Source organism: Commensalibacter communis, from assembly GCF_947179015.1.
Taxonomy (GTDB): domain Bacteria; phylum Pseudomonadota; class Alphaproteobacteria; order Acetobacterales; family Acetobacteraceae; genus Commensalibacter; species Commensalibacter communis.
Genome location: NZ_CAMXCM010000001.1, coordinates 180259 through 204245 on the forward strand (window position 1 = coordinate 180259; position 23987 = coordinate 204245).

At 41.1% G+C, this 23987-nt stretch carries 33 protein-coding genes; 32 read left to right on the forward strand and 1 reads right to left on the reverse strand.

Going from position 1 to position 23987, the window contains the following annotated elements:
- The 32 genes from rpoC to PQG54_RS01035 all read left to right on the forward strand — a co-directional run bounded on the left by rpoC (position 1) and on the right by PQG54_RS01035 (position 22394).
- Positions 1-4248, forward strand: a complete 4248-nt coding sequence (rpoC, locus tag PQG54_RS00880; RefSeq protein WP_271789348.1) for a DNA-directed RNA polymerase subunit beta' — start codon at positions 1-3, stop codon at positions 4246-4248.
- Positions 4249-4632: 384 nt separating this feature from the next.
- Complete coding sequence (gene rpsL / locus PQG54_RS00885; RefSeq protein WP_003621118.1) at positions 4633-5004, forward strand: 30S ribosomal protein S12; 372 nt, start codon at positions 4633-4635, stop codon at positions 5002-5004.
- 14 nt (positions 5005-5018) lie between these two features.
- Positions 5019-5495 carry a 30S ribosomal protein S7 gene (rpsG, locus tag PQG54_RS00890; protein ID WP_271789347.1) on the forward strand — a complete coding sequence of 159 codons (477 nt, stop codon included), beginning with the start codon at positions 5019-5021 and terminating at the stop codon, positions 5493-5495.
- A gap of 66 nt (positions 5496-5561) precedes the next feature.
- Positions 5562-6752 carry an elongation factor Tu gene (gene tuf / locus PQG54_RS00895; protein ID WP_271789346.1) on the forward strand — a complete coding sequence of 397 codons (1191 nt, stop codon included), beginning with the start codon at positions 5562-5564 and terminating at the stop codon, positions 6750-6752.
- A 106-nt stretch (positions 6753-6858) separates the two neighbouring features.
- Positions 6859-7167 (forward strand): 30S ribosomal protein S10, encoded by a 309-nt coding sequence (gene rpsJ / locus PQG54_RS00900; protein WP_040363643.1) that lies wholly within the window; start codon positions 6859-6861, stop codon positions 7165-7167.
- A 10-nt stretch (positions 7168-7177) separates the two neighbouring features.
- Entirely contained in the window at positions 7178-7867 is a 690-nt protein-coding gene (rplC, locus tag PQG54_RS00905) for a 50S ribosomal protein L3 (RefSeq protein WP_271789345.1), read from the forward strand.
- 5 nt (positions 7868-7872) lie between these two features.
- Positions 7873-8487, forward strand: coding sequence for a 50S ribosomal protein L4 (gene rplD, locus PQG54_RS00910; protein ID WP_271789344.1), 615 nt, complete (start codon positions 7873-7875; stop codon positions 8485-8487).
- 35 nt (positions 8488-8522) lie between these two features.
- Positions 8523-8819: a 50S ribosomal protein L23 gene (locus PQG54_RS00915; RefSeq protein ID WP_271789535.1), complete on the forward strand. Its 297-nt coding sequence runs from the start codon at positions 8523-8525 to the stop codon at positions 8817-8819.
- Positions 8820-8836: 17 nt separating this feature from the next.
- On the forward strand, positions 8837-9667 hold the full coding sequence (gene rplB, locus PQG54_RS00920) for a 50S ribosomal protein L2 (RefSeq protein ID WP_271789343.1): 831 nt from the start codon (positions 8837-8839) through the stop codon (positions 9665-9667).
- A 15-nt stretch (positions 9668-9682) separates the two neighbouring features.
- On the forward strand, positions 9683-9961 hold the full coding sequence (gene rpsS, locus PQG54_RS00925; RefSeq protein ID WP_271789342.1) for a 30S ribosomal protein S19: 279 nt from the start codon (positions 9683-9685) through the stop codon (positions 9959-9961).
- Positions 9962-9963: 2 nt separating this feature from the next.
- Positions 9964-10359 (forward strand): 50S ribosomal protein L22, encoded by a 396-nt coding sequence (gene rplV, locus PQG54_RS00930; protein WP_271789341.1) that lies wholly within the window; start codon positions 9964-9966, stop codon positions 10357-10359.
- A gap of 2 nt (positions 10360-10361) precedes the next feature.
- Positions 10362-11039, forward strand: a complete 678-nt coding sequence (rpsC, locus tag PQG54_RS00935; RefSeq protein ID WP_271789340.1) for a 30S ribosomal protein S3 — start codon at positions 10362-10364, stop codon at positions 11037-11039.
- 60 nt (positions 11040-11099) lie between these two features.
- On the forward strand, positions 11100-11516 hold the full coding sequence (gene rplP, locus PQG54_RS00940; protein WP_008853162.1) for a 50S ribosomal protein L16: 417 nt from the start codon (positions 11100-11102) through the stop codon (positions 11514-11516).
- Between the two features lie 2 nt (positions 11517-11518).
- Positions 11519-11755 carry a 50S ribosomal protein L29 gene (rpmC, locus tag PQG54_RS00945; RefSeq protein ID WP_271789339.1) on the forward strand — a complete coding sequence of 79 codons (237 nt, stop codon included), beginning with the start codon at positions 11519-11521 and terminating at the stop codon, positions 11753-11755.
- 14 nt (positions 11756-11769) lie between these two features.
- On the forward strand, positions 11770-12048 hold the full coding sequence (rpsQ, locus tag PQG54_RS00950) for a 30S ribosomal protein S17 (protein ID WP_271789338.1): 279 nt from the start codon (positions 11770-11772) through the stop codon (positions 12046-12048).
- Between the two features lie 13 nt (positions 12049-12061).
- Complete coding sequence (gene rplN, locus PQG54_RS00955) at positions 12062-12430, forward strand: 50S ribosomal protein L14 (RefSeq protein WP_034335786.1); 369 nt, start codon at positions 12062-12064, stop codon at positions 12428-12430.
- Positions 12430-12750, forward strand: a complete 321-nt coding sequence (rplX, locus tag PQG54_RS00960; RefSeq protein WP_271789337.1) for a 50S ribosomal protein L24 — start codon at positions 12430-12432, stop codon at positions 12748-12750. The genes rplN and rplX overlap by 1 nt, the downstream gene beginning before the upstream one ends.
- Before the next feature lie 11 nt (positions 12751-12761).
- Positions 12762-13331: a 50S ribosomal protein L5 gene (gene rplE / locus PQG54_RS00965; RefSeq protein WP_271789336.1), complete on the forward strand. Its 570-nt coding sequence runs from the start codon at positions 12762-12764 to the stop codon at positions 13329-13331.
- A gap of 105 nt (positions 13332-13436) precedes the next feature.
- The gene (gene rpsN / locus PQG54_RS00970) at positions 13437-13742 is read left to right on the forward strand and encodes a 30S ribosomal protein S14 (RefSeq protein ID WP_271789335.1); all 306 of its coding nucleotides are present in this window, start codon (positions 13437-13439) and stop codon (positions 13740-13742) included.
- A gap of 10 nt (positions 13743-13752) precedes the next feature.
- Positions 13753-14151, forward strand: a complete 399-nt coding sequence (rpsH, locus tag PQG54_RS00975) for a 30S ribosomal protein S8 (protein WP_271789334.1) — start codon at positions 13753-13755, stop codon at positions 14149-14151.
- Between the two features lie 10 nt (positions 14152-14161).
- Entirely contained in the window at positions 14162-14695 is a 534-nt protein-coding gene (gene rplF / locus PQG54_RS00980) for a 50S ribosomal protein L6 (protein ID WP_271789333.1), read from the forward strand.
- Positions 14695-15057 (forward strand): 50S ribosomal protein L18, encoded by a 363-nt coding sequence (gene rplR / locus PQG54_RS00985; RefSeq protein WP_271789332.1) that lies wholly within the window; start codon positions 14695-14697, stop codon positions 15055-15057. The genes rplF and rplR overlap by 1 nt, the downstream gene beginning before the upstream one ends.
- 12 nt (positions 15058-15069) lie before the next feature.
- Positions 15070-15648 (forward strand): 30S ribosomal protein S5, encoded by a 579-nt coding sequence (gene rpsE, locus PQG54_RS00990; RefSeq protein ID WP_271789331.1) that lies wholly within the window; start codon positions 15070-15072, stop codon positions 15646-15648.
- Positions 15641-15832, forward strand: a complete 192-nt coding sequence (gene rpmD / locus PQG54_RS00995; protein WP_271789330.1) for a 50S ribosomal protein L30 — start codon at positions 15641-15643, stop codon at positions 15830-15832. The genes rpsE and rpmD overlap by 8 nt, the downstream gene beginning before the upstream one ends.
- A gap of 4 nt (positions 15833-15836) precedes the next feature.
- Entirely contained in the window at positions 15837-16325 is a 489-nt protein-coding gene (rplO, locus tag PQG54_RS01000; protein ID WP_271789329.1) for a 50S ribosomal protein L15, read from the forward strand.
- Positions 16326-16457: 132 nt separating this feature from the next.
- Positions 16458-17807: a preprotein translocase subunit SecY gene (gene secY / locus PQG54_RS01005; protein ID WP_271789328.1), complete on the forward strand. Its 1350-nt coding sequence runs from the start codon at positions 16458-16460 to the stop codon at positions 17805-17807.
- Positions 17804-18466, forward strand: a complete 663-nt coding sequence (locus tag PQG54_RS01010; protein ID WP_271789327.1) for an adenylate kinase — start codon at positions 17804-17806, stop codon at positions 18464-18466. Before secY ends, PQG54_RS01010 begins: the two co-directional genes overlap by 4 nt.
- 201 nt (positions 18467-18667) lie before the next feature.
- Entirely contained in the window at positions 18668-19045 is a 378-nt protein-coding gene (rpsM, locus tag PQG54_RS01015; RefSeq protein WP_008853177.1) for a 30S ribosomal protein S13, read from the forward strand.
- A 51-nt stretch (positions 19046-19096) separates the two neighbouring features.
- Positions 19097-19489 (forward strand): 30S ribosomal protein S11, encoded by a 393-nt coding sequence (gene rpsK, locus PQG54_RS01020; RefSeq protein ID WP_008853178.1) that lies wholly within the window; start codon positions 19097-19099, stop codon positions 19487-19489.
- Between the two features lie 118 nt (positions 19490-19607).
- Positions 19608-20627 carry a DNA-directed RNA polymerase subunit alpha gene (locus PQG54_RS01025; RefSeq protein ID WP_271789326.1) on the forward strand — a complete coding sequence of 340 codons (1020 nt, stop codon included), beginning with the start codon at positions 19608-19610 and terminating at the stop codon, positions 20625-20627.
- A 30-nt stretch (positions 20628-20657) separates the two neighbouring features.
- Positions 20658-21083, forward strand: coding sequence for a 50S ribosomal protein L17 (rplQ, locus tag PQG54_RS01030; RefSeq protein ID WP_271789325.1), 426 nt, complete (start codon positions 20658-20660; stop codon positions 21081-21083).
- A 141-nt stretch (positions 21084-21224) separates the two neighbouring features.
- Complete coding sequence (locus tag PQG54_RS01035; RefSeq protein WP_271789324.1) at positions 21225-22394, forward strand: MFS transporter; 1170 nt, start codon at positions 21225-21227, stop codon at positions 22392-22394.
- Between the two features lie 60 nt (positions 22395-22454).
- Here the strand turns inward: PQG54_RS01035 and PQG54_RS01040 are convergent, their stop codons facing one another.
- The gene (locus tag PQG54_RS01040; protein WP_370866884.1) at positions 22455-23987 is read right to left on the reverse strand and encodes an efflux transporter outer membrane subunit; all 1533 of its coding nucleotides are present in this window, start codon (positions 23985-23987) and stop codon (positions 22455-22457) included.

Sequence of the window (23987 nt, forward strand, 5' to 3'; positions counted from 1 at the left end):
ATGAATGAACTTATGAAAATTCTTGGTCAATCAGGCCAAGCAATGACGTTTGATCAAATTAAAATTCAATTAGCCTCGTCTGAGCAGATACGGTCATGGTCTTATGGTGAAGTTAAAAAACCAGAGACCATTAATTACCGTACATTTAAACCAGAACGAGATGGACTATTCTGTGCCCGCATTTTCGGGCCTATCAAAGATTATGAATGTTTGTGCGGAAAATATAAACGGATGAAGTTCCGTGGTATTGTCTGTGAAAAATGTGGTGTTGAGGTTACGCTTGCTAAAGTACGCCGTGAACGTATGGGGCATATTGAACTGGCAAGTCCTGTTGCACATATTTGGTTCTTGAAATCTTTACCAAGCCGTATCGGCCTTATGGTTGATATGACGTTAAAAGATCTTGAGCGTGTACTTTACTTTGAGAATTATGTTGTTTTAGAGTCAGGAACTTCTCCTTTAAAACAATATAGTCTGCTTTCCGAGGAGCAATATCTTGATGCCATGGATGAATATGGGCATGAAGGTGTAGAAATCAGTATCGGTGCAGAAGCAGTTAAAAAAATCTTGATTAACATTGATTGTGATGTTGATAAGGTTGATCTTCGTGCTGAATTAAAAGAAACAACATCAGAAGTTAAACGTAAGAAATTAGTCAAACGTTTAAAATTAGTAGAAGCATTTGCTGAAAGCGGTTGTCGTCCAGAATGGATGATTATGAATGTTGTCCCTGTGATCCCACCGGAATTAAGACCATTGGTTCCGTTAGATGGTGGTCGCTTTGCTACTTCTGATTTGAATGATTTATATCGTCGCGTAATTAACCGTAATAACCGTTTGAAACGATTAATGGAGCTTCGTGCACCAGATATCATCGTTCGTAACGAAAAACGAATGTTACAAGAATCTGTGGATGCGTTATTTGATAACGGTCGCAGAGGGCGCGCAATTACGGGTGCGAATAAACGTCCATTAAAATCTTTGGCAGACATGCTGAAAGGGAAACAAGGTCGTTTCCGTCAGAACTTGCTTGGTAAACGTGTTGATTATTCAGGTCGTTCCGTTATTGTTGTGGGTCCTGAACTAAAATTGCATCAATGCGGTTTGCCAAAGAAAATGGCTCTGGAGCTATTCAAACCATTTATTTATTCGAAACTTGAAAAATATGGACATGCTACAACCATCAAAGCTGCGAAGCGTATGGTTGAAAAAGAACGTCCAGAAGTTTGGGATATTATTGAAGAAGTTATTCGCGAGCATCCAGTGATGTTGAACCGTGCGCCGACATTGCATCGTTTAGGTATTCAAGCTTTTGAACCTATATTGGTTGAGGGCAAGGCTATTCAATTGCATCCATTGGTTTGTACAGCATTTAACGCTGACTTTGACGGTGACCAAATGGCTGTGCATGTGCCGTTGAGCCTAGAAGCTCAATTAGAAGCACGTGTTTTGATGATGTCTACCAATAATATCTTAAGTCCTGCAAGTGGTAAGCCGATTATTGTGCCTTCACAAGATATCGTGTTAGGACTTTATTATTTAAGTTTGGATATTCCTGAATTTAAATTGACACCAGATCAAGCAGAATATGATGCAGAAGGACGTTTGATCAAAGAAGGTGCTCCAGTATTTGCAAATATTGGGGAAATCGAACATGCTTTATCAGCTAAAGCAATTAAGTTGCATGACAAAATTCGTACTCGTTATGAAACTAAAGATGCAGAAGGGAATCCTATTACTCAACGTGTAATCACAACAGCTGGTCGTATGTTGATCTCTCAGATTCTTCCTAAACATCCAGCGATTGCTTTTGATTTGATTAACCAACAATTAACGAAGAAATCTATTTCTGATATTATTGATATGGTTTATCGTCATTGTGGTCAGAAAGAGTGTGTTATTTTCGCTGATCGTATGATGGGGCTTGGTTTTGCTTACGCTGCGAAAGCAGGGATTTCGTTTGGTAAGGATGATATGATTATTCCTGATGCTAAACAGGAATTGGTTGCAAAAACAACAGAAGAAGTCAAAGAGTTCGAACAACAATATCAAGATGGTTTGATTACTGCTGGTGAACGTTACAACAAAGTTGTGGATGCTTGGTCACGTTGTACTGACGAAGTTCAGGCTGCAATGATGAAAGAGATTTCACGTGTAGAACCTGGTCAGCGTATCAACTCTGTGTGGATGATGAGCCATTCAGGGGCTCGTGGGTCACCGGCTCAGATGAAACAGCTTGCTGGTATGCGTGGTTTGATGGCAAAACCTTCTGGTGAAATTATCGAACAACCGATTATCGCAAACTTTAAAGAAGGTTTGTCCGTTCTAGATTACTTCACGTCTACCCATGGTGCGCGTAAAGGTCTTGCTGATACGGCTTTGAAAACTGCGAACTCTGGATATTTGACTCGTCGTTTAGTGGACGTGGCGCAAGATTGTATTATTATTGATCAAGATTGTGAAACAGAACGCGGTTTGACAGTGCGCGCTGTGATGGATGGCGGTGAAGTGATTTCATCTCTGTCTGAACGTATCTTAGGACGTACTTTGGCTGCAGATGTTCTTGATCCAGCATCAGGTAAAACCTTGTATCCGCGTAATACTTTGGTTGAAGAGGCAGAGGCTGAAACCATTGAGAAAGCTGGCGTTGAAAGCGTGATGATTCGCTCTGTTTTAACTTGTGACAGTCAAGTTGGCGTGTGTGCGTATTGTTATGGTCGTGATCTTTCTCGTGGAACGCCAGTAAATATTGGTGAAGCTGTGGGTGTTATTGCAGCTCAATCAATTGGTGAGCCTGGAACTCAGTTGACTATGCGTACGTTCCATATTGGTGGGGCTGCTCAAAGAGGGGCAGAACAATCAATGGTGGAAGCATCTCGCGATGGCAGCATTAAAATCTTAAACTTGAATGTGGTTCAAAACAGTCAAGGTTTCGATATTGTGATGTCCAGAAACTGCGAAATTGTCTTATTAGATGAAAACAAAGTTGAGCGCGCACGTTATCGTATTCCTTATGGTGCAAGACTGTTGGTTAAAAATGCGGCTAAGGTCACGCGTAATCAGAAAATGGCAGAGTGGGATCCATACACCCTTCCAATTATTACTGAAAAATCAGGTACAATTGAATATCAAGACTTGATTGAAGGTATTACTCTGGTTGAGCGTATGGATGAAGTCACAGGCTTATCTTCTAAAGTTGTGGTGGATTACAAACAAACCAGCAAATCCCGTGACTTAAGACCAAGACTCCAATTGAAAGATTCAAACGGAGAAGTCATGAAGCTTGCGAATGGGAATGATGCACGTTATTTCTTATCACCAGATTCTTTGTTATCTGTAGAAAATGGTGTTGATGTAAATGCTGGTGATGTGTTGGCACGTATTCCACGTGAGGGTTCAAAAACTCGTGATATTACAGGGGGCTTGCCTCGTGTTGCGGAGTTGTTTGAAGCGCGCAGACCAAAAGACCACGCTATTATTGCAGAGAATGATGGTATCGTCGAATTTGGTAAGGATTACAAAGCTAAACGCCGTATCGTTGTACGTAATGAAGAAACTGGAGAAGAAACAGAATATCTGATTCCAAAAGGTAAACATATTTCTGTTCAAGAAGGTGACTTTGTTCGTCGTGGTGATCCATTGGTTGATGGGCCACGTGTTCCCCATGATATTTTGAAAGTTCTGGGTGTTGAAGCTCTTTCAGATTATTTGATTGACGAGATTCAAAGTGTTTATCGCCTTCAAGGGGTGAAAATTAACGATAAACATATTGAAGTGATTGTTCGTCAGATGCTGCAAAAAGTTGAAATTACCGATCCTGGTGATACAACCTATCTGGTTGGCGAAACCATTGATCGCCTTGAATTTGAACAAGAAAATATCAAGCGGATGAATGCGAATGAACGTCCAGCTGTGGCATCACCTGTACTACAGGGGATTACTAAAGCTGCATTGCAAACGAAATCATTTATTTCTGCGGCATCCTTCCAAGAAACCACTCGCGTATTAACCGAAGCAGCATCTGCTGGTAAAGTTGATACATTGATGGGTCTTAAGGAAAACGTTATCGTCGGGCGCTTAGTTCCTGCAGGAACGGGTAGCGTGATGAACCGCTTTAGAGCATTAGCTTATTCTCGTGATAAACAAAGATTAGCTGATGCTCGGATGCAAATTCAGTCTAAAGATTCTTTAGATGTAAATATTGCACAAGAAAATGAAATGGAAGACGTGACAGAGGCCGCAAAATAGGCTATAAGAAAACGATTCTATTAATTTCATATTGATCGGATAGGTCTTGATCTATCCGATCAATTTAAAATACGGGTTATTTTCGTCTTTTGGCGGAAATAAAATGCTTTGTTTCCAACAGGGTCTTTAAGTCTTGCATCTGAAGGTAAATAATTTACCTTGCAAGATTTATGATTTGGTGGTAAATAAAGCATCATTGTTCGTTGAATTAAATACATTTTTATGGAAACAAAGTTCAAAGAAATCCTTTGCTTTTTTTTATATTGGATGTATTCAGTAAGAAGTATCTATCGTTTGTTTAGATACAAGAGTGTTGTAAATGACCGTTAAGTCAATATATATTAAATTGCTTAACCTAGAAATAGTAAGGATCGGGAAAGGCGAATGCCGACCATTAACCAATTAATCGCTAAAGGCCGCGAACCTGCTGCCAAGCGCAATAAGGTTCCTGCTTTGCAGGGATGTCCGCAAAAACGAGGGGTATGTACTCGTGTTTATACAACAACACCAAAGAAGCCGAACTCAGCATTGCGTAAAGTTGCAAAGGTACGTCTGACAAATGGTTACGAGGTGGTGAGTTATATTCCTGGTGAAGGTCATAACTTGCAAGAACATAGTGTGGTCTTGATACGCGGCGGGCGTGTTAAAGATTTACCAGGTGTACGTTATCATATTTTACGTGGTGTCCTGGATACACAAGGTATTGCAAAGCGACGTCAACGTCGTTCTTTGTATGGTGCTAAACGTCCAAAATAAGAGGAATAATAGGCATGAGTCGCCGACACCGCGCAGTAAAGCGTGAGATACTTCCCGATCCAAAATTTGGTGATGTAGTCATCACGCGTTTCATGAATGCGTTGATGTATGATGGAAAAAAATCTGTCGCTGAAAAAATCGTTTACGGAGCATTGGAAACATTGCGTGCCCGTGGTGGTGCAGAAGCAGATCCAGTACGTTTGTTTCATGAAGCATTAGATAACGTAAAGCCAGCTGTTGAAGTTCGCTCTCGCCGTGTAGGTGGTGCAACTTATCAGGTGCCTGTAGAAGTTCGTGCAGATCGACGTCAGGCGTTGGCTATTCGTTGGTTGATTGATTCGTCTCGTAAACGTGGTGAAAATACCATGGAAGAAAGACTATCTAACGAATTGTTGGATGCAGTGAATAATCGTGGGTCTGCTGTTAAAAAGCGTGAAGATACACATCGTATGGCTGAAGCAAACAAAGCATTCAGTCATTATCGCTGGTAAGTAAACTGAGTTTAGGTTAACCTTTTAACCGAAAATCTTGGGCTGTCCAAGTAACGGAGAGAGAGAATGGCAAAGGCTAAATTTGAGCGGAATAAACCGCACTGTAATATTGGTACTATTGGTCACGTTGACCATGGTAAAACTTCATTAACAGCTGCTATTACAAAAGTATTAGCAGAAGTTGGTGGTGCAGAATTTACTGCATATGATATGATTGATAAAGCACCTGAAGAGCGTGCTCGTGGTATTACCATTTCAACAGCACACGTTGAATATCAAACCGACAAACGTCACTATGCTCACGTTGACTGTCCCGGTCACGCTGACTATGTTAAAAACATGATCACTGGTGCTGCACAGATGGATGGTGCTATTCTTGTTGTGTCTGCAGCAGATGGTCCAATGCCACAAACTCGTGAACATATCTTGTTGGCACGTCAGGTTGGCGTTCCTGCATTGGTTGTATTCATGAACAAATGTGACCAAGTGGATGATCCAGAGCTTCTTGAATTGGTTGAAATGGAAATCCGTGAACTTCTTTCTTCATATGATTTCCCTGGTGATGATATTCCCATCATTAAAGGATCTGCATTAGTAGCTCTTGAAGATGGCGATGCTGAATTAGGCAAAAACCGTGTTCTAGATCTTATGAATGCTGTTGATGAATATATTCCTCAACCTGAACGTCCAGTTGATCGTCCATTCTTGATGCCGATCGAAGACGTATTTTCTATTTCAGGTCGTGGTACAGTTGTTACCGGCCGTGTAGAGCGTGGTGAAGTGAATGTTGGCGAGGAAGTTGAAATTGTAGGTATTCGTCCTACAACTAAAACAACTGTTACTGGTGTTGAAATGTTCCGTAAACTTCTCGATCGTGGGGAAGCTGGGGACAATATTGGTGCACTTCTTCGTGGAACAAAACGTGAAGATGTTGAACGCGGTCAAGTTCTTTCTAAACCAGGCGCAATCAAACCTCATAGCAAATTTAAAGCTGAGGCTTATATTCTTACAAAAGAAGAAGGTGGACGTCATACTCCATTCTTTACAAATTATCGTCCACAATTCTACTTCCGTACAACGGACGTAACAGGTGTTGTGCATTTACCAGAAGGCATTGAAATGGTAATGCCTGGTGATAATGCTGCGATGGATGTTGAATTGATTGCACCAATTGCTATGGATGAAGGTCTACGCTTCGCTATTCGTGAAGGTGGACGTACTGTTGGAGCTGGTGTGGTTGCTAAAATCACAGAATAATTTCTAGCTCTTAAGTTTGGATTCTCAGTCAGTTTTCTGGCTGGGAATCTTGTTGCTATATAGGATCGGCTTTTTAGATCCGTTATTATGATTAGGCAAATAGAAGATGGAAAGCCAAAATATCCGTATTCGCCTCAAAGCTTACGATTACAGAGTGCTTGACAACAGCACCAAAGAAATTGTAAATACAGCGAAGCGTACGGGGGCGCAGGTAAGAGGACCAATTCCTTTACCAACGCATATTGAGCGGTTTACAGTTAACCGTTCTCCTCATATCGATAAGAAGAGTCGTGAACAGTTCGAAATTAGAACTCATCGACGTTTGTTAGATATTGTTGAGCCTAACCCGCAGACCGTGGATGCTCTCATGAAACTTGACCTCGCCGCTGGCGTGGATGTCGAGATAAAGCTATAAGGTCCAGACGATGCGTACAGGATTGATCGCAAAAAAGTTGGGGATGACCCGACTATTTAAAGAGGACGGCACACATGTGCCAGTCACTGTTTTGCACTTAGATGAAGTGCAAGTAGTAGATACTCGTACACAAGACCGTGACGGCTATACAGCTGTTCAATTAGGTATTGGTAAAGCTAAAGTTAAGAACGTTAGTCAGCCAAACCGTGGTCACTTTGCACGAGCAAAAGTTGAGCCAAAACAGAAGCTTGTTGAATTTAGAGTTTCTGAAGATGCGTTACTTGAATCAGGATCAGCATTGACCGCTGCACATTTTGTTGCAGGTCAAAAAGTTGACGTAACTGGAACCAGTAAAGGTAAAGGTTTCGCTGGTGCGATGAAACGTTGGAACTTCCGTGGTTTGGAAGCAACCCATGGTGTTTCAGTGAGTCACCGTTCACATGGTTCTACAGGTAATCGTCAAGATCCTGGTAAAACTTTTAAAAATAAGAAGATGGCAGGGCATTTGGGTGATGAAAGAGTTACCACTCAAAATTTAGAAGTCGCTGCTGTAGATGTTGAGAAAAATTTGATCATGATTAAAGGTTCAGTGCCTGGTGCAAAGAATGGCTTTGTCCTCGTACGTGATGCGATCAAGAAAGCCCGTCATGCGGATGCACCATTTCCTGCTGCATTAGCAACGGTAGCAGAGAAAGGTTGAGGGAAATGGATGTAGAAATCAAAACCCTCGATAATGGAAGTGCTGGTAATATCACGCTTCCTGCTGAGTTATTCGAAGTTCAACCTCGTGCAGATATCATGGCGAGAGTTGTTCATTGGCAACTTGCAAAACGTCGTGCTGGTACGCACAAAGCTAAAGGGCGTGGTGAAGTTTCTGGAACTACCAAAAAGCCATTCCGCCAAAAAGGTACTGGTAATGCACGTCAAGGTTCTTTACGTGGCCCACACTTCCGTACTGGTGGTGTTGTTCATGGTCCAGTGGTTCGTGACCACGGATATAGCCTACCTAAGCAAGTGAGAAGACTTGGATTAATTTCTGCTTTATCACAGAAATTGTCAGAAGGAAAATTGGTCATTATTGATCAAGCTAATGGTGTTGCTAAAACCGCTGAATTGGCTGCAAAACTAAAAGTGTTAGGTTGGAATTCTGCATTGATTGTGGATACAGCTGTTGATGAAAATTTTGGTCACGCAGTAAGAAATATCCATTCTGTAGATATTCTTCCTGCGATTGGTGCTAACGTTTATGATATTTTGAATCATGATGTTCTAGCTATTACTCGTGCTGCAGTTGATGGGTTGAAGGAGCGCTTAGTATGACAAATATTCTAGCTCTTCGTCGCAAAGCAGAAACAATGTCTCGCGAAGCGATGTTTAATATCATTCGTGCGCCTTTGATTACTGAAAAAGCAACGATGCTATCTGAAAAAAATCAGGTTGCTTTTAAAGTGGCTCCAAATGCAACAAAAACACAAATCAAAGTAGCAATCGAAACTTTGTTTGGTGTCAAAGTATTGGGTGTCAATACTCTTGTATTAAAGGGTAAAACTAAGAGATTCAAAGGTCGTTTAGGGCGCCGTTCTGATATTAAAAAAGCGTTTGTTCAGCTTGCCGAAGGTCAATCAATTGATTTGACCACCAAGCTGTCTTAAGCGCAAGGTAGGAATTAATGGCATTAAAGCATTTTAATCCAGTTACTCCAAGTCTTCGTGGAACGATTTTAATTGATCGTAAGGAGCTTTGGAAAGGAAAGCCAGTTAAAACGCTTACTGAAGGTAAGAATAAAACTGGTGGTCGTAACAACAATGGTCGTATTACCTCTCGTTTTATTGGTGGTGGTCATAAACAATCTTATCGTTACGTTGATTTCAAACGTCGTAAGTTTGATATGCCTGCAACCGTTGAACGTTTGGAATATGATCCAAACCGCACAGCCTTCATCGCTTTGATTAAGTATGAAGACGGTGAGTTGTCTTATATTTTAGCTCCACAACGTTTAAAAGTTGGTGATATTGTTGTTGCTGGTCGACGTGTAGACGTAAAACCAGGAAACGCAATGCCATTGGCGGCTATTCCTGTCGGAACAATTGTTCATAATATTGAACTTAAAGAAGGTGCTGGTGGTAAACTGGTTCGTTCTGCTGGTACATATGCGCAATTGGTTGGTAAAGACGCTGGTTATGCACAAATTAAATTGCAATCGAATGAATTGCGTTTAGTTCGTGGTGAATGTATGGCAACTGTTGGTGCAGTATCAAATCCAGATAATATGAACCAACATTTTGGTAAAGCTGGTCGTACCCGTTGGAAAGGACGTCGTCCTCATAACCGTGGTGTTGTGATGAACCCTGTTGACCATCCACATGGTGGTGGTGAAGGTCGTACTTCAGGTGGTCGTCATCCAGTTACTCCTTGGGGTAAACCAACAAAAGGCTATAAAACTAGAGTCAATAAACGTACGGATAGCTTGATCATCCGTCGTCGTAAGACAGGTAAATAAAGGGGCGAATAAAAGATGGCAAGATCCGTCTGGAAAGGCCCGTTTGTAGACGGGTATTTATTAAAAAAAGCTGAGGCAGCTCGTGCTTCTGGTCGTAATGATGTGATTAAAATTTGGTCACGCCGTTCAACCATTTTACCACAATTCGTTGGTTTGGTTTTCGGTGTTTATAATGGTCACAAATTTCTGCCAGTGCAAGTAAGTGAAAATATGGTAGGTCATAAATTCGGTGAATTTTCTCCTACACGTACTTACAATGGGCATGCTGCAGATAAGAAAGCAAAGCGGAGCTAGTTATGAGTAAACCAAAGCATCCACGTGCACTTTCTGAAAACGAAGCTCAAGCAGTTGGTCGTAACATCAGAACTAGTCCACGTAAATTGAATTTAGTTGCAGGTTTGATTCGTAACGAACCTGTGTCTCAAGCGTTAGCGAAGTTAACTTTTTCAAAGCGTAGAATTGCTCAGCAGGTAAAAACAATACTTGAAAGCGCAATTGCGAACGCTGAGAATAATCATCAGCTTGATGTTGACCGTTTGGTTGTGTCTAGAGCTGAAGTTGGTAAAGCCATGGTTATGCGTCGTTTTCATGCAAGAGGTCGTGGACGTTCAGCACAAATCGAAAAATTCTTTAGCCATATAAAGATCGTGGTTGCAGAACGTGAAGACAACGATGAAGGAAAGGCAGCATAATAATGGGTCAAAAAGTTAATCCAATTGGTTTGCGTCTAGGTATTAACCGTACTTGGGATAGTCGTTGGTATGCAGATCAAGATTATACCAGATTGCTATTCGAAGATTTCAAACTTCGCGATTTTTTGCGAAAAAAACTTGCTGGTGCTGGCGTTTCACGTGTTGTGATTGAACGTCCTGCTAAAAAACCTCGTGTGACCATTTATGCAGCACGACCTGGTATTGTTATTGGCAAAAAAGGTCAAGATATCGATGGTTTGCGTAAAGAATTAGCAGCAATGGCTAATGCAGATGTTGCATTAAATATTGTTGAAATTCGTAAGCCTGAGATTGATGCGACACTTGTTGCAGAAAACATTGCACAACAATTAGAAAGACGTGTTGCTTTTCGTCGTGCTATGAAACGTGCTGTTCAGTCAGCTATGCGTCTAGGTGCACAAGGTATTCGTATTAATTGTAGTGGTCGTTTGGGTGGTGCTGAAATTGCTCGTGTCGAATGGTATCGTGAAGGACGTGTGCCTTTGCATACATTAAGAGCAGATATTGATTACGGTGTTGCAGCAGCACAAACTACTTATGGTAAGTGTGGTGTGAAAGTTTGGATCTTTAAGGGCGAAATTATGGCTCATGATCCATTAGCACAAGATCGCCGTGCAGCTGATCAAGTTCCACAACGGTAATTGATTTTTTGGAGTTTAATAGTTATAAGAGACTATTACAACGCATGAGGATATTAAATAATGCTATCTCCGCGGCGGACTAAATTCCGCAAAGCTCATAAAGGTCGTATCCATGGTAATGCGAAGGGTGGGACAGAGTTGAATTTTGGTACTTATGGTCTAAAAGCTCTGCAACCCGAACGTATTACTGCACGTCAAATTGAAGCTTCACGTCGTGCGATTACTCGTGCTATGAAGCGTATGGGACGCGTATGGATTCGTGTATTCCCTGACCTTCCTGTGTCAAGCAAACCTGCTGAAGTTCGTATGGGATCTGGTAAAGGATCTCCTGAATTTTGGGTTGCTCGTGTTAAACCTGGTCGTATTTTGTTTGAAATCGAAGGTGTTTCGCCTGAGATTGCTAAAGAAGCATTGACGCTTGGCGCTGCTAAGTTGCCGATTAAAACAAAATTCATAACCCGCATAGGGGAGGCTTAAGAATGGCAAAGGCTTATAAGCCAGCTGATCTGCGCGCCAAAACTATTGATGAATTAAAAACGTTGTTAGTTGATCTTCGACGTGAACAATTCAACTTGCGTTTCCAACGTGCGACAGGTCAAAATGAAGGTGTCAGCCGTGTTGGTGTGATTCGTCGTGATATTGCGCGTATCAAAACCATCATGGGTGAATTAAACAAAAACGCCGTGGGTGCAGCTGCATCCACCAGCAAGTCCTAAGGAGTTCGTGGGCAATGCCAAGGCGCGTTCTGACTGGTCGGGTGACAAGCGACAAAATGGACAAAACAGTGACAGTACTGGTTGTTCGTCGTGTTATGCATCCGCTTTATAAAAAATTCATTCGTCGTTCTAAAAAATATGCGGCGCATGATGAATTAAATGAATGTAAAATTGGGGATATGGTTCGTATCATCGAATCTCCTCCAATATCTAAAAGAAAATCATGGGCTGTGACTACTCGTAATGGGGCTCCTCTTGAGGCAGCAACATCAGTATCCAGCGTTAAAGTTTAAGGGGGGCTAAGACATGATCCATCCCGAGACCAACCTTACCGTGGCTGATAATTCAGGCGCAAGAGAGGTGCAGTGCATTAAGGTGCTGGGCGGTTCAAAGCGGAAGACCGCTTCGGTCGGCGACGTGATTGTCGTATCTGTCAAAGAGGCTATTCCTCGTGGCAAGGTAAAGAAAGGTGAAGTTCATCAAGCTGTTATCGTTCGTACAAGTTATCCTGTACGTCGTGCTGATGGCACATCTATTCGTTTTGATAAGAATGCAGCTGTGTTGATTAATAAACAAAGTGAACCTATTGGAACGCGTATTTTTGGGCCAGTGGTCAGAGAATTACGTGCTCGTAAGTTTATGAAAATTATCTCCTTAGCTCCGGAGGTTCTATAATGGCTGCACGTATAAAAAAAGGTGATCAAGTTATTGTGATCACCGGCCCTTATAAAGGGGTTAAAGGTGAAGTTCTTTCTGTTAACCCAACAGAAGATAAAGCTGTTGTTCGTGGTGTTGCTGTTGCAAAACACCATAAAAAACCTAGCCGTATGGGTGAACAAGGTGGAATCATTGAACGTGAAAAACCTGTTCATTTGTCTAATTTGAAACTTGTTGATCCAAAATCTGGCAAACCAACACGCGTTGGTTTTAGGGTTCTTGAAGATGGTCGTAAAGTTCGTATCGCCAAAGCTACTGGCGAAGTGATTGAAAGTTAGGAGAGAGAGGAATGTCAGAAAATATTCAAACTGCATCTGAAGCCCGACTTTATACACTCTATAAAAACGAGCTGCGTAAGAATCTACGTGAACAGTTTTCGTACAAAAATGAAATGCAAATTCCCCGTCTTGAAAAAATCGTTTTGAACATGGGTGTTGGCGAAGCTGTTGGCGATCAAAAGAAATTAGATAACGCAACAGAAGAAATGACCTTGATTGCTGGTCAAAAAGCAGTTAAAACGTTAAGTAAGAAAGCCATTGCTGGTTTTAAAATTCGTGCTGGTCTGCCAATTGGTTGTAAGGTTACGTTACGTAGCCGCCGTATGTATGAGTTTTTAGACCGTTTAGTGACGATCGCTTTACCTAGGGTTCGTGATTTTAGAGGATTACCTGCGAATAAAGGTTTTGATGGCAATGGTAACTTTGCAATGGGTTTGAAGGAACAAATCGTATTCCCCGAAATCGTTTACGATAAAGTAGACGATGTGCGTGGTATGGATATCATTTTTGTTACTTCAGCTAAAACAAATGAAGAAGCTAAAGCTTTATTAAAGGCGTTTTCTTTACCTTTCGTTGGGTAAGTTTAGTTTCTTTTCGCTGCAAGGCAATGTAAATTGCCTTGCAAATCTATTTATTTTTGGAAAACGGTCGAATTTTTCGACAAGTTCCGGAGGGTAAAATAAAACATGGCAAAAACTTCCGCCATCTATCGCAATGCGAAGCGTGCTAGTATGTCTGCACGTGATAAAGAAAAGCGCATTGCATTAAAAAATATTGTTATGGATAGAGCGTTGCCTGTTGAAGATCGTTTTGATGCTTCTTTAAAATTGGCACAATTACCTCGTAATGGTTCTCGTGTCAGAGTCCGTTTGCGTTGTAAATTAACAGGACGTTCTCGTGGTAATTATCGTAAATTTGAGCTTTGCCGTATCGCATTGCGTGAATTAGCGTCTACTGGGCAGATCCCCGGTATGGTTAAGTCAAGTTGGTAAGGGGCTGTAGATGTCATTATCTGATCCATTAGGTGATATGCTCACCCGTATTCGTAATGCGCAATCTGCTCGTCATACATTTTGTGTAGCTCCTGCTTCTAACTTAAGAGTCAATGTTTTAGAAGCTTTAAAACGTGAAGGTTATATTCGCGGTTATAAAAAAGAAGAATTGCGTAAAGGTATTAACCAGCTTCGCATTGAACTGAAATATTCTGATGGCGAACCCGTTATTAAAGAAATTCAAAGAGTTTCTAAACCTGGTCGTCGTGTATACTCAAAGATTAAAGAACTTCCACGCGTTTATGCGGGGCTTGGCGTATCCATCCTTTCAACACCTTGTGGTGTTTTGTCTGATGTTGAAGCGCGCGCTGCTAATGTTGGTGGCGAAGTTCTTTGTCGTGTATTCTAAGGGGAATTAAATGTCACGCGTAGGCAAAAACCCCGTACAGATTCCACAAGGGGTACAAGTTACTTTAACAAACGGTAACATGACAGTTAAAGGAAAAAGAGGGGAACTCTCTATTCCTGTGTCTGAACACGTTGAAACTAAAATTGAAGATAATCAAGTTATTGTTAGCCCAAAAAACAAAGCAATTATTGCGAGAGCTATGTGGGGAACAACAAGAGCATTGGTTGCAAATATGGTTCATGGTGTTTCTGAAGGGTATTCAAAAACTTTGGAAATTACGGGAACAGGTTTCCGTGCGTCTGTGCAAGGTTCAAATTTGGTTATGAATCTTGGTTATTCACATGACATTGTTTATCCAATTCCTGCTGATATTAAAATTACAACACCACGTCCAACGGCTGTAACAGTTGAAGGCAATGATAAGCAACGTGTTGGTCAAGTTGCTTTGGACATTCGTAATTTTAGAAAACCTGAGCCTTATAAAGGTAAAGGTGTTCGTTATGATAATGAAGTCATACGTCGCAAAGAAGGCAAGAAGAAATAATGGGTACGCAACGTGAATTACAAACGCGCCGGCGTAGACGGTTGCGTTATCAGCTTCGTCAGAAAGGAAATGGACGTCCTCGTCTTTCAGTATTCCGTTCTAGCAAAAATATTTATGCTCAGGTTATTGATGATGTAGCTGGTAAAACCTTAGCTGTAGCTTCTAGTTTAGAAGCTGCGGTAAAAGGACAATTGAAAACTGGAGCTGATATTGATGCTGCTCGTACAGTCGGCAAGTTAATTGCTGAACGTGCAAAAGCAGCTGGGTTGGAACAGGTCGTGTTTGATCGTGGCTCCTATATTTATCATGGGCGTGTAAAAGCGCTAGCTGAGGCTGCCCGTGAGGGCGGACTTGCGTTCTAAGGGAGGTCGCGAATGGCACGTGAAGTTAAAGAAGGCGGTCGCGCAGGACGTGAACGTGAAAATGATGATTTGGTTGATAAGCTTGTAACGATCAATCGTGTTGCAAAAGTTGTAAAGGGCGGTCGCCGTTTTGCGTTTGCAGCATTGGTTGTTGTTGGCGATCAGCGTGGTCGTGTTGGGTTTGGATCTGGTAAAGCCAGAGAAGTCCCTGAAGCAATCCGTAAAGCTACTGAACAAGCAAAAAAATCAATGATCCGTGTTCCAATGAAAGAAGGCAGAACATTGCATCACGATGTTCAAGGCTGTTTTGGAGCTGGTAAAGTGATTTTAAGATCAGCAGAAGCAGGAACTGGTATTATTGCTGGTGGTCCTATGCGCGCTGTTTTCGAAAGTCTTGGGATTAATGACGTTGTTGCGAAGTCAACAGGTTCACGTAATCCTCATAACATGGTTAAAGCAACTTTTGATGCATTACGTCGTTGCGCAAGCCCTCGGGTCGTTGCAGCAAGACGTGGTAAAAAAGTTTCTGAAATTTTGGGACGTCGTGAAGCTCCAGCTAATGCTCAAAATGCGGAGGTTGTAAATGGTTGATACGAAAGCTGATAAAGTTAAAGTGACTCAAATCGCTTCTGCAATCGGTCGTCAGAAATATCAAAAACAAACATTAGTTGGTTTAGGGTTGAATCGCATTGGTGCCACGCGCGAGTTGGAAAATACACCAGCTGTGCAAGGGATGATCAATAAGGTTCGCCACCTTATAAAGGTGGAGGGATAATTTAATGAACTTAAATGAACTTCGTGACAATTTAGGCTCTAGATATACAAAAAAACGTCTAGGCCGTGGTATTGGCTCAGGCAAAGGTAAGACTTCAGGTAAAGGTCATAAAGGGCAACACGCCAGATCTGGTGTTGCAATTAATGGCTTTGAGGGTGGACAACTTCCGCTTTATCGTCGCTTACCTAAAAGAGGATTTAAGAATATCTTCCGCAAACTTTATGCGGAAGTAAACCTTGATACTTTATCTCTTGCAATTGACGAGGGCAAATTGAATGCTTCTTCTGTGATTAATGAAGAAGCATTGCGTAATGCGGGCTTATTTAAAGGAAAGAAATATGCTGGTGTTCGTTTGCTTGGCAAAGGTGAATTGAATAAAGTTGTAAATCTTGAAGTGTCTGGTGCGTCTATTGCAGCACTTGAAGCAGTGAAAAAAGCTGGTGGCTCTGTTAAGCTATTGGTTCCTTCTAGGGATGTATCTGCAGATGCCTAAAGTGAAACTGTAATATATTTTGTTAATAATAGAATTTTATCAGTTTATATTACACGATAAATCTTAAGGCTTAAAAATACAGCGTCCCGTAACTATTTGCGGTGACGCTGTTTTTTCTGAAAGGATAAGATTATGGCCTCTATGGCCGAGCAATTAGCATCTAATATTAATCTCAGTGCCTTTTCTAAAGCCACTGAATTAAAAAAACGCATATGGTTTACCCTTGGTGCTTTGATTATTTACCGTTTAGGTACATATATACCTGTTCCTGGTGTTGATGCTGCGATTATGGCTCAATTACTTGCCAAGCATCAAGGCGGTATTTTAGGTATGTTTGATATGTTTAGTGGTGGTGCGCTGGGTCGTATGACGATTTTTGCCCTAAACATTATGCCTTATATTAGTGCATCGATCATTATTCAGTTGATGTCTTCGGCTATGCCCTCTTTGGAAGCATTAAAAAAAGAGGGTGAGCAAGGACGTAAGAAGCTTAATCAATACACAAGATATTTAACCGTTTTCATTGCGCTGTTCCAAGCTTATGGGATTGCCGTTGGTCTTGCCAGTATGAGTACACCAGCTGGGAATGCCGTGCTTCATCCTGGATTCTTTTTCACTGCCACTTGTGTTATTACGCTAGTTGGTGGAACGATGTTTTTGATGTGGTTAGGTGAACAAATTACCGCTAGAGGGGTAGGGAACGGCATTTCGTTAATTATCTTTGCTGGTATTGTTGCGAATCTTCCAACCGCTTTGGCCAGTTTGTTTAACTTAGGGTATACAGGCGCGTTATCACCTATATTTGTTGTTATCTTTTTGGTATTAGCAGCGGTTACGATTGCTTTTATTGTTTTTATGGAACAAGCACAAAGACGTGTAGTTATCCAGTATCCTAAACGGCAGGTTGGTCAACGTATGTATGGTGGAGATTCCACTCATATGCCTCTTAAAGTCAATACTGCAGGAGTTATTCCACCTATATTTGCGTCATCAGTTCTGTTAATCCCAGTGACAATTGCAGGATTTTTATCCAGTGATTCTACACCTGGCTGGTTAGCATTTATAGGTCAAGAATTTAGCAATGGTCGTATTTTATATATGTTATTCTATGCAGCCATGATTATTTTCTTTTCTTTTTTCTATGCTGCGGTCAGTTTTAATCCCAAAGAAACGGCCGATAATTTGCGTAAACAGGGTGGTTTTATTCCTGGGATTCGTCCAGGTGCAAATACGGCCGCTTATTTTGATACGATCTTAACACGATTGACGACGATTGGTGCTCTATATCTCGTTGCAGTTTGTTTATTGCCACAGTTTTTGATTAATCACTATAATGTTCCATTCTATTTTGGTGGAACGAGTTTAATTATTATTGTGTCTGTAACCATCGATACAGTAACACAAGTACAGTCACATCTGGTTGCGCATCAATATCAAGGTTTATTACGTAAATCTCGTGGTGGTAAGGGGAAAAAGCGATGAAATTAGTTTTTTTAGGCCCTCCTGGGGCGGGTAAGGGAACACAATCCCAGCATCTTGCTCAAGAGTATAACATAGCTCAGATTTCAACAGGTGATATGTTACGTGCTGAAGTTAAGGCAGAATCTGATGTTGGTAAGCTTGCTAAGAAAATTATGGATAATGGAGAGTTAGTTCCAGACGATTTAATCGTTTCTATGATTCAGAAAAGAATCCAAGCAGACGATTGTAAAAATGGTTTCATCCTTGATGGTTTTCCTCGCAGTTTGGGGCAGGCCGAAGCATTGGACAAAATGTTTTCTTCTCAGGGAACGAGATTAAATGCGGTGCTTTCCTTGGAAGTTGACGAAGAAATCCTAGCTGAGCGTATTTCTGGTCGTTTTAGCTGTGCAAGCTGTGGTGCCAGTTACCATAAGCAATTTAAGCATCCTAAAGTGGAAGGTGTATGTGATAGTTGCGGCTCGACGGAATTTGTATCAAGAGCTGATGATAACAAAGAAACTGTTTTGGCGAGATTAGAAACATATCGTAAGCAAACTGCGCCATTATTACCATACTACGAGAAAAAAAACTGTTTATATGCAATAAATGGGATGAAAAGCGTGGGAGATGTCACAAAAGACATTGACCAAGTCTTAAAAAAAATTAAATTAAGCAACTAGAATTCTTTATACAAAATAAATTTTTTGTGTTGCGGTATTGACTCTAAAGGCAGGAAGGTTATATTGCTGCCTTTAAAGGTATTTTAGGTTGTTGGCTATTTTATAAACATTACTTTATGAAAAGTAGTTGTGTTTTTGTTGAGTAGCCGATTGTTCAAGAAATAAGCCTGAATTTTTTAGGTTAATTGAGGAGTAACAGGCGTGGCGCGTATTGCCGGCGTAAACATCCCGACAAATAAACGGGTAGCAATTGGTCTGCGTTATATTTATGGCATTGGGCCTACAAAAGCACAGGAAATTTGTAATAAACTTTCAATTCCTGAAGCACGCAGAGTGAACGAACTTTCAGACGATGAAATTCTGAAGATTCGTGAGTTAATTGATAGTGAATATCAAGTTGAGGGTGATCTTCGTCGTGAAGTCGCCATGAATATTAAACGTTTAATGGATTTAGGATGCTACCGTGGCTTACGTCACCGTCGTGGTCTACCTGTAAGAGGGCAAAGAACCCATACCAATGCGCGTACGCGTAAAGGTAAGGCTGTTGCTATTGCTGGTAAGAAAAAAGCAACACGCTAGTTCCTAGGTTGGTTTTTATTTTTGTAACTAAACAACAGGATAAAAAAAGTCATGGCGAAACCCGCCGCTCCGCGTCTTAGAAAAAAAGAACGCAAAAACATTATTTCTGGCGTAGCACATGTTTTGTCTACGTTTAATAATACAATGATTACAATCTCTGATGTTCAAGGGAATGCTATTTCTTGGTCTTCAGCAGGTGCACAAGGATTTAAAGGTTCTCGTAAATCAACACCTTATGCAGCACAAATGGCTGCAGAAGATGCTGGTAAAAAAGCACGTGAACATGGTATGGAAACACTTGAGATCGAAGTTTCTGGTCCAGGATCAGGTCGTGAAAGTGCATTACGTGCATTACAGGCAGTTGGTTTTACCGTTACTTCTATTCGGGATATGACTCCTGTGCCACATAATGGATGTCGTCCACGTAAACGACGTCGCGTTTAATCCGCTCCTTTGTTATTTCTCTAAAATCATTTAGAAAAATAACAGAAGATTAATCCTAATCTTTTGGTTAGGATTTTGTCGCCTCTATGGCAAAATTCTGAATTGAAAGGCCACCACCTTGGTCCTCCAAAAAAACTGGCAGTCTCTTATAAAACCAGAGAAGCTGGAAGTCGAACCGGGCTCGGCGTCATCTAATGTGGCGACCGTGGTGGCGGAGCCGCTTGAACGTGGCTTCGGCATGACGCTCGGTAATGCGCTTCGGCGAATACTTCTTTCTTCCCTTCAAGGGGCAGCTGTGACAGCGCTCCGTATTGATGGTGTTCTTCATGAATTTTCCTCTGTAAATGGGGTACGTGAAGATGTTACTGATATTGTGTTGAACGTAAAGCAACTTGCTATTCGTATGCATAGTGAAGGGCCAAAACGTATGATTTTATCTGCGGTTGGTCCTGGACAAGTGACAGCAGGACAAATTCAAACAGATCATGATATTGAAATTATGAATCCTGATTTGGTGATTTGTACACTTGATGATGGTGTTAAGCTTGGAATGGAATTTACCGTTTCTATGGGTAAAGGTTATGTTCCAGCAGCAGCAAATCGTCAAGAAGATGCGCCAATTGGAATGATTCCTATTGATGCAATTTATTCTCCTGTTCGTCGTGTTTCATACAAAGTTGAACCAACACGTGTGGGTCAGGTAACTGACTTTGACAAATTGTTATTAACTTTGGAAACAGATGGTTCTGTAACCCCTGAAAATGCTGTGGCTCTGGCTGCACGTATTTTGCAGGATCAGTTACAGCTCTTTATTAATTTTGATGAACCAAAACCTGTTCAAGCCGAAGAGCCTCAAGAAGATCTTCCATTCAATCGTAATTTATTGCGTAAAGTGGATGAGCTTGAGTTATCAGTTCGTAGTGCAAATTGCTTGAAAAACGACAATATCGTGTATATTGGTGATTTGGTACAGAGAACTGAACAGGAAATGTTGCGCACGCCTAACTTTGGTCGTAAGTCATTGAATGAAATTAAAGAAGTACTTTCAACAATGGGCTTATCCCTTGGAATGAATGTGCCTGCATGGCCACCTGAAAATATCGAAGAGTTAGCAAAACGGCTGGATGAGCTGTTTTAGCATTTTGAATAAAAAAGGATAGAATAAATTATGCGTCACGGTATGTCTGGCCGTAAGCTTGGTGTTACAACTTCTCATCGTAAAGCGATGTTCCGTAACATGGCTGTTGCTTTAATCAAGCACGAACAAATTACAACTACTTTGCCAAAAGCAAAAGAATTACGCCCAGTTGTTGAAAAATTAATTACTCTTGGTAAACGTGGTGATTTGCACGCACGTAGACAAGCATTCGCTTTACTTCGTGATGAAACCATTGTTTCTAAATTGTTTTCTACACTTGCAGAACGTTACAAAGCTCGTCAAGGCGGATATAGCCGTGTGTTAAAAGCAGGTGTTCGTTATGGCGATGCAGCTGACATGGCTGTAATTGAACTTGTTGAACGTGATGTCAACGCAAAAGGTTTAGACAGTGGTCCAAAACCTGAAGTAGAAGATGTAGATGATTTCGCTGCATAATTAGCATTTGTGCAGTTTATTTTCTATTGAGAAAAGAGGTGGTTTATCCACCTCTTTTTTTGTTGATAAGCATATTGTTGACTTATCTATTGGTGTTCGCAACTATTTACAAACGAATTATAAAATAATATGAGGATATCTATGCCGTTAGCAATATGGGCTTTGGCGATAATGACTTTTGGTATTGGAATTACAGAATTCTCGATATCAGGATTATTGCCTTTTATTTCACACGAATTCGAAATTTCAATCGATATTGCTGGATATGCTGCAACGATTTATGCGTTAGGTGTGTTTATTTTTACGCCTATTATTGTAATTCTAGGTGCAAAAATTCCTCAGAAAAAAATGTTAATGATTCTTGTGGGGTTGTTTATCTTAGGCAATCTAATCACCGCTTGGTCTCCATATTTTGCGGTTCTTTTAGTTGGCAGATTTATTACTTCCTTGGCTCATGGTGCTTTTATAGGTATTGGGTCATTGATCGCTGTTGAACTTTGTAAGGGGAGAGAGACTGCTGCTATTTCATTTATGTTCAGTGGATTAACCCTTTCGACTTTGCTGGGCACGCCCTTAGTCACTTATTTAGGGTATAAAATATCGTGGCATTTTGTTTTCTATATGATTACAGTCATTGGTATTATTGCCTTTATTGGGGTTGCTAAACTGGTTCCTGCGCAAATCAAAAGAGAAGATGAACCCGAATTTCATTTAGGACGTGAATTTGCAGTTTTCAAAGATATAGACGTATTAATAGCGTTGGCAATTACGGTATTGGGTCCCGCTGCTTTCTTTACTTCCATTACCTATATTGCACCCGTGGTGACCAAAGTTGCTGGTTTTCATGATACTGTTGTGCCTTGGGTGCTATTTATATTCGGGCTAGGGCTGTGCATAGGAAATATATTAGGTGGAAAACTGGCCAGTAAATCTTTGATGCCCGTTTTATTATCAAGCTTGTTATTGCAAGCACTCACATTGTTTATTTTATATTTTATGGCTGGCAATCAATGGGTTTTACTGATTAGTGTTTTCTGTGTCGCGGCATTTGGCTTTGCAACCGTTTCACCGATACAGCATTTGGTAATGACCAAAGCGCGTCAAGCAGGGGCAGCAAATTTGATTTCTTCTTTTAATATTGGAATGTTCAATCTTGGGAATGCTTTGGGTGCATGGATAGGGGGATTAGCGATCGCACATCAATTTGGTTATGCATCTCCTAATTTTGCTGGTGGAGTTTTATCGATTGCAGCTTTTTTACTGGCTTTAATTTCATATTTCAGAAGTAAAAGAAATCTTGTCGTGGTTTAGATGCTATGACGATAGGCTTTCCTAACAATTAATAAAAAAGACAGCCTATCACTTTATGCGTCAATTCGGATTTTTTTGGATAAAAGGTGGAACAAAAGGTAAGTTAGAGGTTAACGAAGAACGGCTTGGCAGACGTTTGTCATTCCATCCACCTCCTAGATTTTGAATTAACAGAACACTATCAACCATACGTTGTTGTTGTATCCCTAAAGCGGTTTGTTGGTTATTAAGGGATGTAATTTGTTGTGTTACCACGGTTGTATAGTCTTCTGTTCCAACTTTATATTGATTAAGTGCGATTTGGACAGTTTGGTTTGCTAATTCAACAGCTTGTTGTTGTTGAGTATATTGTTCGTCTAGGATGCGAAGGTTAGAAAGCTGATCCTCGACACCTTGTATGGCTTCTAAAACCGTTTGGCGATAGGTAGCAACAGCCATATCATATTGTGCTTCGGCTTGTTTTACCATTGATGTTCTGGAACCACCATCAAAGAGCGTTTCAGAAGCAGATGCTCCCAAAGACCAAATACGATTAGCTACTTGCACTAAACTGCCTACTGGATCTCCACTATAACTCAGGCTGGCGGTCAGGGTTACATCAGGATAAAATGCAGCAATCGCAGCACCGATTTGCGCATTTTGTTCTTGCATTTTTCTTTCCGCAGAGGCGATGTCAGGCCTGCGTTGCAGTAGTGTTGAAGGAACGGCAACGGGAATAGCAGGAACTGTGAAGCTTAATTTTCCTCGTGGAATATTGACTTCTGCAGGTGGTTTCCCGATTAAAATCGCAATGGCATGTTCATACTGCGCTCTTGTAATCCCAGCTTGTGTCAGTTGAGCTTTTGTTTGTTGTAATTGCGTTTTTGCTTGTAAAAAAGCCGTTGGTTCGATGGTTCCCGCATAATGTTGGTTCTGTGTCACACGTAACGAGGCTTCGTAAAAATCGACGTTCTTTTGAAGTAAATCTATCAGAGAATCTTGGTATCGCAGATTAAAATAAGTTTGTGCAAGTTGGCTTTGATAAGAAAGTCGGGCATTGGCTAAGTCTGCGGCACTGGCTTGAGCAGAGGCAACTTGGCTTTCAGTATTGCGTCTGATTTTCCCCCAAAGATCTAAATCCCAACTAGCAGCAGTTTGCAGAGCATAGGTATTTTTGGTTTGCCCTTTGGCATAGCTGATATTACCCCCACTGCCGATGCCAGTGGCGCCGCCACCATTGCCTTGACGATTAAAACTGGGGCCCATGGTTACTGTTGGGAAGAAGCCCGCTCTGGTTTGGTCAATTAATGCGCGTGCATATCGATAGGATGCTTCTGCTTGTTTCAAATTTTGGTTAGAGATATCAATTTGTTCTTCTAGTTGGTTTAACAAGGGATCATTATAGATGGTCCACCATTCACCTTTAGCCGCAGAAGCAAGATCTGGGTTTGCATTTACCCAACCAGAAACAGGTTTTAACTCTTTGAATTGTGGTGAAACGATAGCAGAAGGGCGATGATAATTAGGGCCTGCCATACAGCTGCTTAAGGTCAATATGCAAATGAGAGAGACACTTTTAAACAGGCTGTTTTTGTTGAATTTTGAAAAAGACAA